We start from the raw sequence: 14548 nt of genomic DNA on the forward strand, positions 1-14548 counted from the left end.
CCTCGCGTCGTCCTGGCCGCGTTCATCATCCCCTGATCCCGACGCCCGTGACCATGCTCGCGTTGCTCCCCGCGAACATGGACGAGGACACGTGATCGGATCGCAACCCTGAAGTGCCCTGTGAGCGGGTCGCGGCGTGGCCCCGGGTGGCCGCGAACACGATCGCGACGAGCACCACCAGGGCGATAAGGGCGATCAGCGGCATCGAGAGCCGCCGGTTGCCCCGTCCTGAGGAGGAGCCGCCGGTCGCGGGCTGCCCACCCCGGTTGTGACCGGCCCGGGAGCGGGCCGTGCCGCGCATCGAGCTGCGCGACGGGTAGTCGCCGCCCGAACCCAGCGACGAGAACGGGTCGTCGTCGCGCCGGTCGTACCGTTCCTGCCGGTCCGGCTGGCCCTGCCGGTCGTAACCCGGTTCGTAGCCCTGGTCATAACCCTGGTCGTATCCAGGCTCACCGCCGGCGAAGGCCGCTCGCGGGCCGGTACCGGGACGGCGCGGGTCGTCGTAACGGTCGTCGTGGCCGCCACGGCCGTCGTCGTAACCGCCGGACTCGAAATACTGCTCCGGCTGCCGGTATCCACCCTGCTGCGGCTGCTCACGGGACACGTCGCGGCGGTAGCCGTAGTCGGAACCCGGGTCGGCGGGGGGCTGACTCTCCTGCTCCCGGCGCTGGCTGCGCGACTCCCAGGCCGAGGGCCGGGCCTGCGAACCGGACGGACCCGAGGGCCGCCCGTCGGCCCGGTCGATCGCCGCGTTGCGCCGACCCGACTGACCGTGCGCCTGGGTGTCGGCGCTGGTCGGCCAGGACTCCGGGTCACGCGGCGGGACCGGGAGTTCACCAGAAGGGCGGCCGCCCGCCAGCCCGCGCAGGCGGGCGTCTTCCATCAGCGAGGCGAGGGCGTTCGCGCCCTGCGGGCGCTTGGCCGGGTTCTTGGCCATCGCCGACATGACGATCTGGCGCACCGGGGCCGGGATGGTCTCCGGCAGCGGCGGTGGCTCGTCCTGCAGGTGGGCGGTGGCCACGGCCACCTGGTTGTCACCCTCGAACGGGCGCCAGCCGGTGAGGCATTCGTAGGCCACCACACCCAGCGCGTAGACGTCGGACAGCGGCGAGGCGGTCTCGCCCCGCGCCAGTTCCGGCGCCAGGTAGTGGGCGGTGCCCATGACCTGGCCGGTCGCCGTGAGCGGCTCGTGGTCGCGCGGCCGGGCGATGCCGAAGTCGGTGACCTTGACCCGCATCTCCGGCGTCACCATCAGGTTGGCCGGCTTGATGTCACGGTGGATCACGCCGTGCCGGTGGGCCGCGTGCAGCGCGCGTGCAGCCTGGGACACGATCGACAGGGTGCGCTCGGTGCCCAGGGCGCCCTCGTCGGCGATCAACGCCGACAGCGGGTCACCCGGGACGAGCTCCATCACCAGGTAGGCCGAGCCGAGCGCCTCGCCGTAGTCGTACACCGCGGCGATCCCGCCGTGGCTCAGTGCCGCCGCAGTGCGGGCCTCGGCCCGGAACCGCGCCTGGAAGTTCGCGTCCGGCGCCAGGTCGGTACGCAGCACCTTCACCGCGACGGGCCGGTTCAGCACCTCGTCGACGGCGGCCCAGACCTCGCCCATGCCACCCACGGCGATGCGCTCACGCAGCACGTAGCGCTCACCAAGTCTCTGACCCACACTGGTGATCACGTCAGCACCGCCTCCATCACAGCCTTGGCGATCGGTGCGGCGACCGTACTACCGAAGGCTTCACTTCCGGCCCTTCCACCGTCTTCGACGACGACCGCGACGGCGATCTTCTTGCCGTCCTTCTCGCCGAAGCACGTGAACCAGACGTCCGGGTTCTGGCCCGTCTGCTGCTGTGCGGTACCGGTCTTGCCGCCCACCGTGACCCCACTGATCTGGGCGGGCTTACCGGTGCCGTTCTGCACCACGGAGACCATCATGGACTTGAGCTGGTCCGCCACGTCCGAGGTGACCGCCTCGGAGAACTTCTCCGGGGTGGGCTCGGAGATGGTCTTGCCGTCGGCACTGGTGATCTTGGAGACCAGGTTCGGCCGCATCACCACGCCGCCGTTCTCGACGCCGGCCGAGAGCATCGCGACCTGCAGCGGCGTGGCCCGCACGTCGAACTGCCCGATCGACGACTGGGCCAGCTGCGGCTGGTTCAGGCCGGTCGGGAACGAGCTCTTGACCACGTTCTGCGGAACGGTCAGCGACTGCCCGAAGCCGAACTTGGCGGCCTGCTCGGACATCGCCTCCTGGCCCAGGTCCATGCCCAGCTGACCGTAGGTGGTGTTGCACGACTCCTCGAGCGCCTCACGCAGCGTCGGGGTGCCGTCGGCGCACACCGTGCCGGTGTCGTTCGGCAGCGTCGCGGTGGTCTCCGGCAGATCGAGGCGGGCCACACCGGTCAGGCCGGACTCGGAGTCGGCGCCGTAGCGCCCGTCGGTCAGCGCCGCCGCCGAGGTGACGATCTTGAACGTCGAACCCGGGGCGTAGAGCTGGCCGATCGTGCGGTTGATCAGGGGGTCGAGGTCGTCGGCGGCCAGCTTCAGGTACAGCTGGTTGGCCTCCGTGGTGTCGTGCGAGGCGAGCTTGTTCGGGTTGTACGAGGGCTTGCTGACCATCGTCAGGATGTCGCCGGTCTCCGGGTCGAGCGCGATCACGGCGCCGTCCTGGTCGCCGAGGGCGTCGTACGCGGCCTTCTGCGCCTTCGCGTTGATCGTGGTCTCGACCGTCGCGCCCTGCGCCTGCTCACCGGTCAGCAGGCTGCTGAGGTTCCGGATGAACAGCTCGTCCGAGGTGCCGGACAGGTACTCGCTCTCGGCGCTCTCGATGCCGTACGGGTTGCCGTTCACCAGCGAGTAGAAGCCGGTCACCGGAGCGTAGAGGGCACCGTTCGAGTACTTGCGCAGGAACTTGAACTCGTCGTCGACCGGCTCCGACGTGGCTACAGCCTTGTTGCCGACCTTGATCTCGCCCCGTTCGCGGCTGCGCTCCTTGATCAGCGTGCGCGAGTTGCGAGGATTGTCGTTCAGGGCCTGAGCATTGATCACCTGGATATACGTCACGCTGACGAACAGCGAGGTGAAGAGCAGGGTGATCACTGCGGCCAGCCTGCGGATCGGGCCGTTCACCGGACCACCACCGTCTCTTGATCGTTGCCCGGCCCGGGGCGCTCCCGCTGGTCGTCGCGGAAGCCCGGGCCGTCGGGGTCGTCCAGGTCGTCTCGTAGGTCTTCGGGCAGTTCGTCGAGCGGGACGTCGAACATCGGGCCGTCGTTCTCGGCTGCCGGGCGCCGACCAGAGTCTGAGATGCGCAGCAGGATGGCGATGATCATCCAGTTCGCCAGCAGCGAGGAACCACCCGCGGCCATGAACGGCAGGGTCAGACCGGTCAGCGGGATCACCCGGGTGACGCCGCCGACGACGATGAAGACCTGCATGGCCAGTGTGAAGGCCAGACCTGTGGCCAGCAGCTTGCCGAAGCCGTCGCGCGCGGCGATCGCTGTGCGCAGACCCCGCTCGACGATCAGGGCGTAGATCAGGAGCAGCGCGAAAAGGCCGGCCAGGCCGAGCTCTTCGCCGAACGAGGCGAAGATCATGTCACTCTCGGCGTAGAACATCGTACGGCCGTAGGGCCGCCCTTCGCCCAGCCCGGTGCCGATCAGACCGCCGCTGGCCATGCCGAACAGGCCCTGAATGATCTGGGTGGCGTTCTCGACGATGTCGGCGCGGAACGGGTGCAACCAGAAGTTCACCCGCCCCTGCACATGCGCGAAGATCTGCAGCGCCATGAAGGCACCGCCGGAGAACAGCAGCAGACCGAGCACGACCCAGCTGACCCGCTCGGTGGCGACGTAGAGCAGCCCCACGAACATGCCGAAGAACAGCAGCGAGGTGCCGAGGTCGCGCTCGAACACCAGCACGGCCAGCGTGACGCCCCAGGCCGTGAGCAACGGGCCCAGGTCTTTCGCGCGCGGCAGCTGCATCCACAGCACCTTGCGGCCGGCCAACGAGAGCGAGTCCCGGGCGGTCACCAGGTAACCGGCGAAGAAGATGGTGAGCGCGATCTTGGCGATCTCACCGGGCTGGAACGAGAACCCGCCCAGGCCGATCCAGATCCGCGCGCCGTTGATGTTCTTGCCGATGATCGGCAGCAGCGGCAGGAGCAGCAGCACCAGACCGGCGGCCATCGCGATGTAGGTGAAGCGGCTCAGCACCCGGTGGTCGTGCAGCCAGATGACGATCACGATCGCGGCGGTGACCCCGAGGGACGTCCACAGCAACTGCCGGAAGGCCTGGGACTCCATGAAGGCGTTGCCCTTGCCCAGGTCGATGCGGTGGATCATGACCAGGCCCAGGCCGTTCAGCAGCATGGCCAGCGGCAGCAGGATCGGGTCGGCGTAGGGCGCGAACCGGCGCACGGCCAGGTGCAGCACCAGGGCCAGAGCGCCCAGGCCGGCACCGTACCCGAGCATGCCCGGTGGCAGGGTGCCGTTGATTGCCAATCCCACCTGGGCATAGGCGCCGACGGCCATACCGATCGCGACGACGATCAGCAGGGCCTCGACATTGCGCCCGGTGCGCGGAGCGGTCGATCGTGCGGCCGCCATCAGTTGCTCTCCCCGCAGTCGGCCGTGGTTCCACCACCCGTGGCGCCGCCCGTCACCGTCGGGGTGGGAGTCGGCGTGCCGGTGGCGGCACCCGTGGGTTCGTTGTTCGCCGTATTGGTCGTGTTGTTCGTGGTGCGGCCGGCCTTCGTCGGCGTCGCGCCCGGGGCCGACGGCGAGAGGGACGGCTGCGGGTTCTGCGCGGCCTCCTCGGCGGCTCGCAGGCACTGTGCCTCGGCCCGCAGGTCGCTCACGGTGCTCTCCGCGGCGGCCTTGTCGTCGGCCGGGATCCCGTTCTCCACGCGCTGCCGGCTCTTGTCCGACAGGCTGTCGAGCGGGACGTCGGTGGCCAGCGACGAGACGCTGCTCAGGTCGATCGGGCCGAGGGTCTGCGGCAGGCCCTTGAACACGGCCACCGTGCCGGCCTCGTCACCGACGAAGTACTGCCCCTGGCTCCATCGGTAGGCGCCGAAACCGCCACCCACCAGCAGCACCACGACCAGCACCGAGAGCAGCCCGATACGCAGACCGCGCCGGGGCGAGCCGGAGCGGCCCCGGCCACCCCGGCGACGCTCCGCCGGGGGCTCGTCCGGGTCGGAGTCGGGCCGCGAGCCGTCTTCGTACTGGTCGTACTGGTCGCCGTACCCGCCGCGGTAGTCACTGCCATACCGCTGCTGGTAGTCGTCCTGGTAACGGTCGTCGTACCCGCCCGCGTAGTGCTCGTCCGGGTGGTCGCGCTCGTCGTAGTCGCGCACGACCGGAATCGGCGCGGTGGAGGTCAGTTCGGCCGCTCGTTCAGCCGCGGACCCGCCGAATCCGATCCGCGGCTGGGGATGAAGAGAGGCGGCTCCGACGATCACCGGCTCGATGCTCACGGGAGAGCTGACGGAGTCGACCACGTCGGCCACGATGCAGGTGACGTTGTCGGGAGCGCCGCTGCGCAGGGCCAGCTGCACGAGCTGGTCGCAGGTGCTCGCCGGGTCTTTGCCGAACGCCAGGGTCTCTTCGATGGTCTCGAAACTGACCACGCCGGAGAGCCCGTCGGAGCACAGCAGGTACCGGTCGCCGACCCGCGCGTCGATCATCGACAGGTCGGGGTCGACGTCGTCCATCACGTCACTCAGCACGCGCATCAGCACCGACCGCTGCGGATGCTGCTCGGCCTCCGCGAGGGTGATGCGCCCGTCGTCCACCAGCCGCTGGACGAAGGTGTGGTCGCGCGTGATCTGTTCCAGCCGCCCGTTGTGCAGGCAGTAGGCCCGGGAGTCACCGATGTGGGCCAGGGCCAGACGCCCGGGCCCCACCCGCAGGATCGCGGTGACGGTCGTGCCCATGCCGGACAGTGCCGGTTCGTCCACCACGCGGGCCTCGAGCTCGTGCTGCACGTGCCGCAGGGATCCCTGCAGCTCGTCCAGCGCGGCGTCGAAGCCGTGCTCCATGTCGTTCAGCGGGGCCATCTCACCGATGGCCATCGACGACGCGATGTCTCCGCCCGCGTGCCCGCCCATACCGTCCGCGATGACCAGCAGGCTGGGCCCGGCGAAGCCGGAGTCCTGGTTGTTGGACCGGACCAGGCCGACATCGGAGCGCGCCGCATACCGCAACGCGATCGCCATGTCTTACCTCCGCAGCTCGAGGACGGTACGCCCGATCCGGACCTGTGCTCCGGGGGCGATCGGTACCGGGTCCTGAACGCGGTTGCGTCCCAAGAAGGTCCCGTTGGTTGACCCGAGATCTTCGACCATCCACGTGCCGTGCCGCAACGACAGCCTCGCATGCCGGCCCGACGCGTAGTCGTCGTCCAGTACGAGAGTGCTCTCCGGTGCGCGGCCGAGCAGGATCGGGGCCTGGCCCAGGGGAATCGTGGTGCCTTTCAGTGACCCCGCCGTCACGACGAGCGTGGTCGGCATCGGCGGCGCTTCCTGCTGCCGCTGCTGGGGTCGGCCGCCGCCGTTGTCGGGGAAGGCCGGACCCCCGGCCGCCACCGGGCGCCGGGCGGTGCGGGTGCTGTTGAACAGGTCGCGGCGCAGGACCGCCACGACCGACAGCACCAGCAGCCAGAGCAGTGCAAGGAAACCCAGCCTCAGCAGGGTCAGCGTGAGCTCGCTCATCGCGGTTTCATCACCATGATCCGAAGCGGACGACGAGGGTGCTGCGGCCGATCTTGATCTGGCTGCCGTCGACGACCTCGGCGGTGTTGATGCGTTCGCCGTCGACGTACGTGCCGTTCGTGGAACCGAGGTCGGCTGCGACCAGCCGGCCGTGCTCGACGCGGACCTCGGCGTGTCGGCGAGACACCCCGATGTCGTCGACGATCACGTCGGCCTCGGTACCGCGACCGATCACCGTGACCGCTGCGGTGATCGGGTAGACCCGGCCGTCGACCACCAGGGACGGGTGGTCGGGCTGCTGGGGGGCCGGGGGCTGACCGTAGTTGTCGTACCCCTGGCTCTGCGGTTGCTGCTGCGGGCGGGAGAGCGCCTGCTGCTGCGGGTGCGGCTGGGCGGGCCGGGTGCCGCGCGTGGTGGTGCTGCGCACCCGGAACAGGCCGGTGTCCAGGTCGGGAGCCTCTTCGAAGCGGACCGTGATCGGCCCCACGAACGAGTACTCCTGGTTGCCGGCGTGCTCCGCGACCACGTCGCGCAGCTCGTCGCCGAGCGTGTCTTCCCATTCGCCGAGGCGCTGATGGTCACCGGCGCCGAGTTCCACCACGAAGGTGTTCGGCGCCAGGGTGCGACCCCGGGCGACCACGGTGGCCCGGTCGTCGATCTCGCGGCGGAGGGCGCTGGCGATCTCGACCGGCTGCACCTCGCTTCGGAAGGCCTTGGCGAAAGCGCCGTTCACGGCGCGCTCGATGCCCTTCTCCATCCGGTCGAACATTCCCACGGCTACCTCCTCCCGGTCATGTGGCTGACTGCTGATCCTCACAGATCCTGCCGCAGTCACGGTCACAGCACGACCAGCCCGGTACACGAGGCGCCTCGCGCGCCTCCTGTCGTGGGCAACGACTGAGGGGCACGCCGCGATCCGTGGCACGGGTCCGGTCACCTCCAGCGTATCCGCGAGCCGGTCCAACCCGCGGATGTGACGGGTGCCGGGAAACGTCATCGATTATCCCCGGATGCCCGGCTCCTCCCCGACAGCGGGGGCGCGGGGCACCGGGGCGGTCAGGGACGCCCTCTCAATCGTGCTAACGTTCTGCACGCAGCAAGGGCAACAAGCGCGAGTGGCGGAATAGGCAGACGCGCACGGTTCAGGTCCGTGTGCCCGAAAGGGCGTGGGGGTTCAACTCCCCCCTCGCGCACCGCTGAGAAGGCCCCAGGTTTCCAACCTGGGGCCTTCTGCTTTTGCTCTTCGCGCGTCACTGCGTGTGTCCGCGCTCGAGCGCCGGTGGGCCGACGCGTCCCTCATCGGTCGTCAGCCGGTTCGCACGAGCCGGCCATGGACGCGTGGCCCGGCGGCGAGAGGAACGTCACCAAGCCGCCGGACCGCCTCGGGAACACGGGCGTGTCGCCCGCCCGAACCCGTCCGAAACGGGTCACCCGCGCGCGATGACCCGGCGCGCCGACGGGACCACCCCGTCCAGAAGCCCCTCGACCAGAAGATCCAGGGATGCCGCCCGCGACCCCTTGACCAGCACCACATCGTCGGGCCGCAGCTCACCGCGCAACCACCCGAGGGCGGCGTCCCGGTCGGCCAGGTGCACCCCGCCCGACTCGGCCGCCACCTCGGCCGCGCCCGCCCCGACCGCGACCACCACGTCCACCCCGAACACCCGGGCCAGCGCCCCCACGTGCCGGTGCGACGAGACCGAGTGCGGCCCCAGTTCCCGCATCTCGCCCAGCACGGCCACGGTGCGCCCCGACCGGCGGCGGCCGATCGCGTCGAGACAGGCCAGCGCGGCCAGGGCGGCGTCCGGGTTGGAGTTGTAGGTGTCGTCGAGCACGAGCAGCCCGTCGGCCCCCTCCCGGGGCTGCAGCCGGTGCGGCGTCGGCCCGACCTCGCTCAGCCGGGAGGCCACGTCCGGCAGGCTCTCCCCGGCCGCCAGCGCCATCGCCGCGGCGGCGGCCGCGTTGCGGATCTGGTGCTCACCGCTGCGCCGCAGCGTGACCGGGTGCCACTCGTCACGGAACCCCAGCTCGAACGAGGGCCGGTCGAGGTCGTCGAGGCTCACCCGGCGCCAGCTCACCTCACCGCGCCGGCCGAAGGTGCGCACCGGCGCGAGCGTGCGCCAGGCCATCCCCATCACCCGCGGGTCGTCGGCGTTGAGCACCGCCAGACCGTCGGCCGGCAGGGCCTCCACCAGCTCGCCCTTGGCCTGCCCGATCAGCTGCGCCGAGCCGAACCGGCCGATGTGCGCGCTGCCCACGTTCAGCACCGCCGCGATGTCCGGCCGGGCGATGCTCGTCAGCCAGGACAGCTGCCCCACGCCCCGGGCACCCATCTCCAGCACCAGACGGCTCGTGTCCGGGCGCAGCCGCAGGCAGGTCAGCGGCACCCCGAGCTCGTTGTTCAGGTTGCCCGCGGTGGCCAGGGCGCCGGGCAGCAGCGCCGCCAGGTAGTCCTTGGTGCCGGTCTCGCCGTGCGAGCCGGTCAGCGCGATCACCCGGGGCCGGACCTCCCGCACCACGTGCCGGGCCAGCGCCCCCAGGGCCACGACCGGGTCGGCCACCACCACGGTCGGGGCCTCGGTGGGCCGGGAACCGAGCACGGCGTGAGCGCCGGGCGTGTGGTCGTGCCCGTCACTGTGCGTGCCCCGGAGCGCCACGAACAGGCCCCGCGGCACCGGCCGGCGGTTGTCGAGGTAGGCCTCCCCCTCGACCACCCGGTCCGGATCGCCGTGCACGGAACCGTCGCAGATCCGGGCGATCTCGCCCAGCGTCATCGGGATCATGCCGTCGATGCTCGTCCGCCGGAGGTGCCCGGGGCGTCAGCCCGGGGTCTGACATCTCGTCCGCCGGGACATTCGTCCGGTACCTCAGGTGGACGCGACAACCGGGCCCGAGGGGACAACGTTGGTGACTGTGACGATCCTTCTCTCCGACCCCCGGGTCGCCGCGGTGCCCCTGCACGAGAACGGCGAACCGCTGGTGCGGCTGCCGGAAACGTTCGGCCCGGCCCGGGCCGCGGTGCGCGCCGGTCTGGCACAGCGGCTGCGGGGCGCCCAGTCGCTGCTGCCCCGGGGCGTGCACCTGCGCGTCGTCGAGGGGCACCGGCCGCTCGAGCAGCAGCAGGCGATCATCGACCGCTACACCGCGCAGGTGCGGGCGGCGCATCCGCAGGCCGGCGAGGCCGAACTGCCCGACCTGGTGGCCCGGTTCGTGTCGCCGGTCGCGGTCGCCCCGCACGTGGCCGGGGCGGCGGTGGATCTGGAGATGGTGGACGCGTCGGGGCACCTTCTCGATCTCGGCACCCCGGTCGACGCGACCCCCGAGGAGTCGCGCGGCGCCTGCTTCTTCGACTCGCCCCGGATCTCGGCGGAGGCCCGGGCCAACCGGAGGCTGATGGGCGCCGCCCTGACGGCGAACGGGATGGTGAACTACCCGACCGAGTGGTGGCACTGGTCGTACGGCGACCGTTACTGGGCGCTGACCACCGGGGCCCCGGCCGCGATCTACGGCTCCGGGGTGGCGGCGTGACCGCGCTCGCCGATGTTGCCCGATCCACCCCTTCCGGAGAGGGGGAAAGGGGCAACCGGCCGACCCTTGCCGTCGATCTGGGCGCGGTCGGCGCCAACGTGCGTCACTTCGCCCGGATCACGCCCGGTGAGGTGATGGCGGTGGTGAAGGCCGACGCCTTCGGGCACGGCGCCGCCGGGGTGGCTCGCACCGCGCTCGCCCACGGCGCCTCCCGGCTCGGGGTCACCAGCCTGGACGAGGCGCTGGCACTGCGGTTTCGGCACATCGACGCCCCGGTGCTGAGCTGGCTGAACCCGGTCGACGCGAACTGGGGAGCGGCCGTGCGCGAGGGCATCGAGGTGGCGGTGCCGAGTGCGGAGCACCTGGCCGCGCTCGCTCCCGGCGCTCGCGTGCACCTCCACCTGGACTGCGGCACAGGCCGCGACGGCGCCGAGCCGGCGGCCTGGCCGGGTCTGTGCGCGGCGGCGGCGCGGCGGCCGGATGTTTCCGTGGTGGGCGTCATGGGGCACCTGAGCTGCGCCGATGCACCTTCCGAACGAGGGGACGCGTCGGGCCGGGAGATCTTCGGGTGGGGTGTGCGGGTGGCCCGGGCCGCTGGGCTGGACCCGGTGCACCAGCACCTGGCCGCCACCGCCGCCACGCTGAACGATCCGCTCAGCCACCACACGATGAGCCGGATCGGCGCCGGGCTGTTCGGCATCGACCCGTCCGGGCCGGGCCGACTGACCCCGACGCTGACGCTCACCGCGCCGCTGCTCGGGGTGCGAACCGTGTCTGCGGGCACCGGGGTCGGCTACGGCCACACCTGGGTCGCGCCCCGGACAACCACTTTGGGCCTCGTCGGCGTGGGCTACGCGGACGGCCTGCCGCGCAGCGCCTCCAACCGGGCGCAGGTGCTCGTGCGGGGCCGGCGGCGTCCGCTGGTCGGGCGGATCTCGATGGACATGAGCGTGATCGATCTCGGAACGGAGGGTGCGCAGATGGGCGACGTCGTGACGGTGTTCGGGCCGGGCACCGCAGGGGAGCCCACGGTGGCCGAATGGGCCTCCTGGGCAGGCACTATCGAGCACGAGGTGATGACCGGCCTGGGGCCGCGTCTGGCGCGGAGGATGTCGTGAGCCTGCGGGTGGTCGTGATCGGCGGCGGGCAGAACTGTGAGCACGAGGTGTCGCTGGCCTCGGCCGCAGCGGTGAAAAGGGCTCTGTCGCATGCCGGTTACGAGGTGGTCGGGCTGACCCTCGACGAGGCCGGCACCTGGCGCGACGAAGAGCTGCGACCGATCGGGCTGGCCGGCGCGGTGCAGGTCATCGGCACCTGCGCGGTGGTGGTGCCGATGCTCCACGGCCCGCACGGCGAGGACGGCACGCTCGCCGCGCTGTGCGACCTGGCCCAGGTGCCCTACGTCGGGTCGGGAGTGGGAGCCGGGGCCGTGGGGATGGACAAGTGGATCACCAAGCTGGTCGCCCAGGCCGTCGGCATCCCGGTGGCGTCGGGGCGGTTGCTCACGAGAAGCACTGCCGCGTCGTACGTCTGGACTCACCCGGTGGTGGTCAAACCGGTCGCCGCGGGGTCGAGTCACGGGGTGTCGCTGGTGCGCGACCGGGCCGGCCTGTCCGCGGCGCTCGATGCGGCGTTCGCGCTCGACGAGCGGGTGCTGGTGGAGGAGCTGATCACCGGCCGGGAGATCGACGTGGCCGTGCTGGGTCGCCCCGACGGCAGCCGGATGGTGGCGCCTCTGATTGAGATCCTGCTGTCCGAGGCCATTTTCGACCACGAGACGAAGTATGACGGGAGTGCCCGGTTCCGGCTCCCGGCCGTGGTCGACCCGGTCGCGCAGAAGGCGCTCGAGAGCGCGGCGTTGGCGATGTACGACGCGCTCGGCTGCTCCGGCGTGGCCCGGGTCGACTTCTTCCTCACCGTCGACGGGCCCGTGCTCAACGAGGTCAACACCGCGCCGGGCTTCACCGAGCAGTCCCAGGCCCCGAAGATGTTCGCGGCCGGGGGCACGGCCTACCCGGAGCTGCTCGACCTGCTGGTGCGCGACGCGCTGGCCGTCGGGAAGCGGATCCCGGCATGACCGGAACACCCGGGTCCCGGACGCCGCGTCCGGCCTCGTCCCCGTCCTCGTCCCCGTCCCAGTCCTCGTCCTCGTCCTCGCCGGAGATCGAGCAGCTCCGGCGCTGGCTCGAGGTCTGGTGGCCCGACCTGCTGGCCGGGCTGCTGGTGCTGTTCGCCGCGTTCGTCGAGTGGAACTCCGTCTACGGGTACTACCTGCCCCCGTCGGTGCTGGCCGCGCCCGCACTCGCGATGGCCCTGGCCGTGGTGCTCACCCGCCAGCGGCCGGCCTGGGCCCTGGGCGTGCTCTGGGCGCTGGGCCTGTTCCAGTTCACCTACGGCAACCAGATCATGCTGGTCCAGCTGTCGATCATGTACGTCGCGTTCGGGGTGGCGCGCTGGGGCCGACCGGTCACGGTCTGGCTGAGCCTGATCTCGGTGCCGCTGGCCGCGCTCGGTGGCCTGGCCTACATCGAGGTCTTCGGCGACGGGGTGGTGTTCCAGCTCGGCGGCCGGTTCCCGGGCTTCGTCGGAACCTGGGCCGGGCAGTTCGGCTACCGGCTGATGGCCATGCTCGTCATCGCCGTGATCCTGCTGCTGCCCTGGCTGATCGGCCTGGCGGTGCGGCTCGGGGTCCGGGCCAGCGCCTCCGACGCCCGGGCCAGCGCGTCCGACGCGTCCCGGGAGATGGCCGAGGCCGATGCGGCCCGGGCCCAGCTGGAGAGCGAGCAGGCCCGGGAGATCGCGGCGCTGCGCGAGGAGCAGGCCCGGCTGGCCGCCGACGTGCACGACGTGGTGGGGCACTCGCTGGCGGTGATCCTGGCCCAGGCCGAGTCGGCGCAGTTCCTCGACGACGACCCGGTGGTGCTGAAGCAGACCATGACCACGATCGCGGCCTCGGCCCGCACCTCGCTGCAGGACATCCGCCAGGTGCTGGCCGGGGCTCAGCAGGCGTCGGCGATGGCGACGGCCGGGTCGTTCCGCGAGCTGGTCGACGGGGTGCGGGCCAGCGGGCACCAGGTGATGGTCACCGAGGTGGGGCAGCCCCGCCCGATGCCGCCCGAGCTGGAGGTGGTGGCCCACCGCGTGGTGCAGGAGATGCTCACCAACGCGATCAAGCACGGCCGCCGCGAGCAGCCGCTGTCCGTCGAGCGGCACTGGCCGGAGGGTCCCTACGCCCACGACCTGCGCATCGAGGTGCGTAACGTGGCGGCGACGCGTCTGGCCGACACCCAGCCGCTCGACCTGGTCTCCCCCCGCGACACGGGTGGGCAAGGCCTCGGCGGCATGCGGCGCCGGCTCGAGGCGGTGGGTGGCAAGCTCGACGTACGCACCCGCGACGAACCGGAAGGACCCACCTTCACCGTGACCGCCTGGCTGCCCGTGAGCGGGCGATGAACGCACCGGCCACCCCCGACATCCGCGTCCTGCTGGTCGACGACCAGGAACTGTTCCGTGCCGGTGTCCAGGTGATCATCAACGCCCAGGCCGGCATGACGGTCGTCGGGGCGGCCGGTGACGGCCTGGAGGGCGTGCGCCTGGTCGACGAGCTCGAGCCCGACGTGGTGCTGATGGACATCCGGATGCCCGAGATGGACGGCGTCGAGGCCACCCGGCAGATCTTCCACCCCGACCGGGTGGCCCGCCGCGGCCGGCCGGTGCGGGTGGTCGTGCTCACCACGTTCAACCTCGACGACCGGGCGGCGCGGGCCATCCGTCACGGCGCCAGCGGTTTCCTGCTCAAGGACACCACGCCGCTGATGCTCGGCGACGCGATCCGCACCGTGCACGGGGGCAACGCCGTTCTCGCCCCGCGCGACCTGAGCACGTTGCTGGAGACCCAGTTCCGCGAGTCCGCGCCGGTGCCGGGCCCCTACCGCGCGCTCACCGAGAAGGAGCGCGAGGTGTTCGACGCGGTGGCCCGGGGGCTGTCCAACACCGAGATCGCGAGCCTGGTGTTCGCCAGCGAGTCGACCGTGAAGACGCACGTGGGGGCGATCCTGCGCAAGCTCGCCCTGCGCGACCGGGTGCAGATCGTGGTGTTCGCGCACCAGCACGGCCTGGTCAAGTTCTGAGTCCCGGACAGAGCTGAGCACACCACGGCGAAACAGGCCGTCGGGCGCCTGCACGCACACGCCCACGGTGTGAGTGCGACGGGCGACCGTGCCCTGGGCCATCCCGTGGGGCACGTACCCGAGCTCGCCTGCGGCGGAAGGGTAATCGCTGCGGGGCGCGGGTAGTGTGAATGAT

The 14548-nt window shown here is 71.4% G+C and carries 12 protein-coding genes and 1 tRNA gene; 6 read left to right on the plus strand and 7 right to left on the minus strand.

The features are described 5' to 3' along the window. Positions 1–25: 25 nt before the first annotated feature. The 6 genes from J2S57_RS10335 to J2S57_RS10360 are packed head-to-tail and all read right to left on the minus strand — an operon-like array spanning position 26 to position 7484. Positions 26–1678: a protein kinase domain-containing protein gene (locus J2S57_RS10335; RefSeq protein WP_307240983.1), complete on the minus strand. Its 1653-nt coding sequence runs from the start codon at positions 1676–1678 to the stop codon at positions 26–28. Beyond that, positions 1675–3129 (minus strand): peptidoglycan D,D-transpeptidase FtsI family protein, encoded by a 1455-nt coding sequence (locus J2S57_RS10340; RefSeq protein ID WP_307240985.1) that lies wholly within the window; start codon positions 3127–3129, stop codon positions 1675–1677. Before J2S57_RS10340 ends, J2S57_RS10335 begins: the two co-directional genes overlap by 4 nt. Next, entirely contained in the window at positions 3126–4607 is a 1482-nt protein-coding gene (locus J2S57_RS10345; RefSeq protein ID WP_307240987.1) for an FtsW/RodA/SpoVE family cell cycle protein, read from the minus strand. The genes J2S57_RS10340 and J2S57_RS10345 overlap by 4 nt, the downstream gene beginning before the upstream one ends. Next, entirely contained in the window at positions 4607–6220 is a 1614-nt protein-coding gene (locus J2S57_RS10350; RefSeq protein ID WP_307240989.1) for a PP2C family protein-serine/threonine phosphatase, read from the minus strand. The genes J2S57_RS10345 and J2S57_RS10350 overlap by 1 nt, the downstream gene beginning before the upstream one ends. A 3-nt stretch (positions 6221–6223) precedes the next feature. Beyond that, entirely contained in the window at positions 6224–6715 is a 492-nt protein-coding gene (locus J2S57_RS10355; protein ID WP_307240991.1) for an FHA domain-containing protein FhaB/FipA, read from the minus strand. A gap of 10 nt (positions 6716–6725) precedes the next feature. After that, positions 6726–7484 carry an FHA domain-containing protein gene (locus tag J2S57_RS10360; RefSeq protein WP_307251019.1) on the minus strand — a complete coding sequence of 253 codons (759 nt, stop codon included), beginning with the start codon at positions 7482–7484 and terminating at the stop codon, positions 6726–6728. 340 nt (positions 7485–7824) lie between these two features. Between J2S57_RS10360 and J2S57_RS10365 the strand changes: the two genes are divergently transcribed. Continuing rightward, positions 7825–7908: transfer RNA gene (locus J2S57_RS10365), tRNA-Leu, on the plus strand. 234 nt (positions 7909–8142) lie between these two features. On the opposite strand, the gene J2S57_RS10370 is transcribed toward J2S57_RS10365, so the two are convergent. Next, a complete protein-coding gene (locus tag J2S57_RS10370; protein WP_307240993.1) occupies positions 8143–9498 on the minus strand; it encodes a UDP-N-acetylmuramoyl-tripeptide--D-alanyl-D-alanine ligase in 1356 nt (451 codons plus the stop codon). Positions 9499–9628: 130 nt separating this feature from the next. Between J2S57_RS10370 and J2S57_RS10375 the strand changes: the two genes are divergently transcribed. The 5 genes from J2S57_RS10375 to J2S57_RS10395 are packed head-to-tail and all read left to right on the plus strand — an operon-like array spanning position 9629 to position 14373. Continuing rightward, a complete protein-coding gene (locus J2S57_RS10375; protein ID WP_307240995.1) occupies positions 9629–10243 on the plus strand; it encodes a M15 family metallopeptidase in 615 nt (204 codons plus the stop codon). Continuing rightward, positions 10240–11361: an alanine racemase gene (alr, locus tag J2S57_RS10380; RefSeq protein ID WP_307240998.1), complete on the plus strand. Its 1122-nt coding sequence runs from the start codon at positions 10240–10242 to the stop codon at positions 11359–11361. The genes J2S57_RS10375 and alr overlap by 4 nt, the downstream gene beginning before the upstream one ends. Further along, a complete protein-coding gene (locus J2S57_RS10385) occupies positions 11358–12320 on the plus strand; it encodes a D-alanine--D-alanine ligase family protein (RefSeq protein ID WP_307241000.1) in 963 nt (320 codons plus the stop codon). The genes alr and J2S57_RS10385 overlap by 4 nt, the downstream gene beginning before the upstream one ends. Beyond that, the gene (locus tag J2S57_RS10390) at positions 12317–13696 is read left to right on the plus strand and encodes a sensor histidine kinase (RefSeq protein WP_307241001.1); all 1380 of its coding nucleotides are present in this window, start codon (positions 12317–12319) and stop codon (positions 13694–13696) included. The genes J2S57_RS10385 and J2S57_RS10390 overlap by 4 nt, the downstream gene beginning before the upstream one ends. Then, positions 13693–14373, plus strand: a complete 681-nt coding sequence (locus J2S57_RS10395) for a response regulator (protein WP_307241003.1) — start codon at positions 13693–13695, stop codon at positions 14371–14373. Before J2S57_RS10390 ends, J2S57_RS10395 begins: the two co-directional genes overlap by 4 nt. Positions 14374–14548: the final 175 nt, after the last annotated feature.

The sequence above is a fragment of the Kineosporia succinea genome, from assembly GCF_030811555.1.
GTDB classification, from domain to species: Bacteria; Actinomycetota; Actinomycetes; order Actinomycetales; family Kineosporiaceae; genus Kineosporia; species Kineosporia succinea.

What these genes read in the sequence shown, in the direction of transcription:
- J2S57_RS10345 (WP_307240987.1), bottom strand. Translation starts at nt 4,607, where the DNA reads ATGGCGGCCGCACGATCGACCGCTCCGCGCACCGGGCGCAATGTCGAG.
- J2S57_RS10350 (WP_307240989.1), bottom strand. Translation starts at nt 6,220, where the DNA reads ATGGCGATCGCGTTGCGGTATGCGGCGCGCTCCGATGTCGGCCTGGTC.
- J2S57_RS10355 (WP_307240991.1), bottom strand. Translation starts at nt 6,715, where the DNA reads ATGAGCGAGCTCACGCTGACCCTGCTGAGGCTGGGTTTCCTTGCACTG.
- J2S57_RS10360 (WP_307251019.1), bottom strand. Translation starts at nt 7,484, where the DNA reads ATGTTCGACCGGATGGAGAAGGGCATCGAGCGCGCCGTGAACGGCGCT.
- J2S57_RS10370 (WP_307240993.1), bottom strand. Translation starts at nt 9,498, where the DNA reads ATGATCCCGATGACGCTGGGCGAGATCGCCCGGATCTGCGACGGTTCC.
- J2S57_RS10390 (WP_307241001.1), top strand. Translation starts at nt 12,317, where the DNA reads ATGACCGGAACACCCGGGTCCCGGACGCCGCGTCCGGCCTCGTCCCCG.
- J2S57_RS10395 (WP_307241003.1), top strand. Translation starts at nt 13,693, where the DNA reads ATGAACGCACCGGCCACCCCCGACATCCGCGTCCTGCTGGTCGACGAC.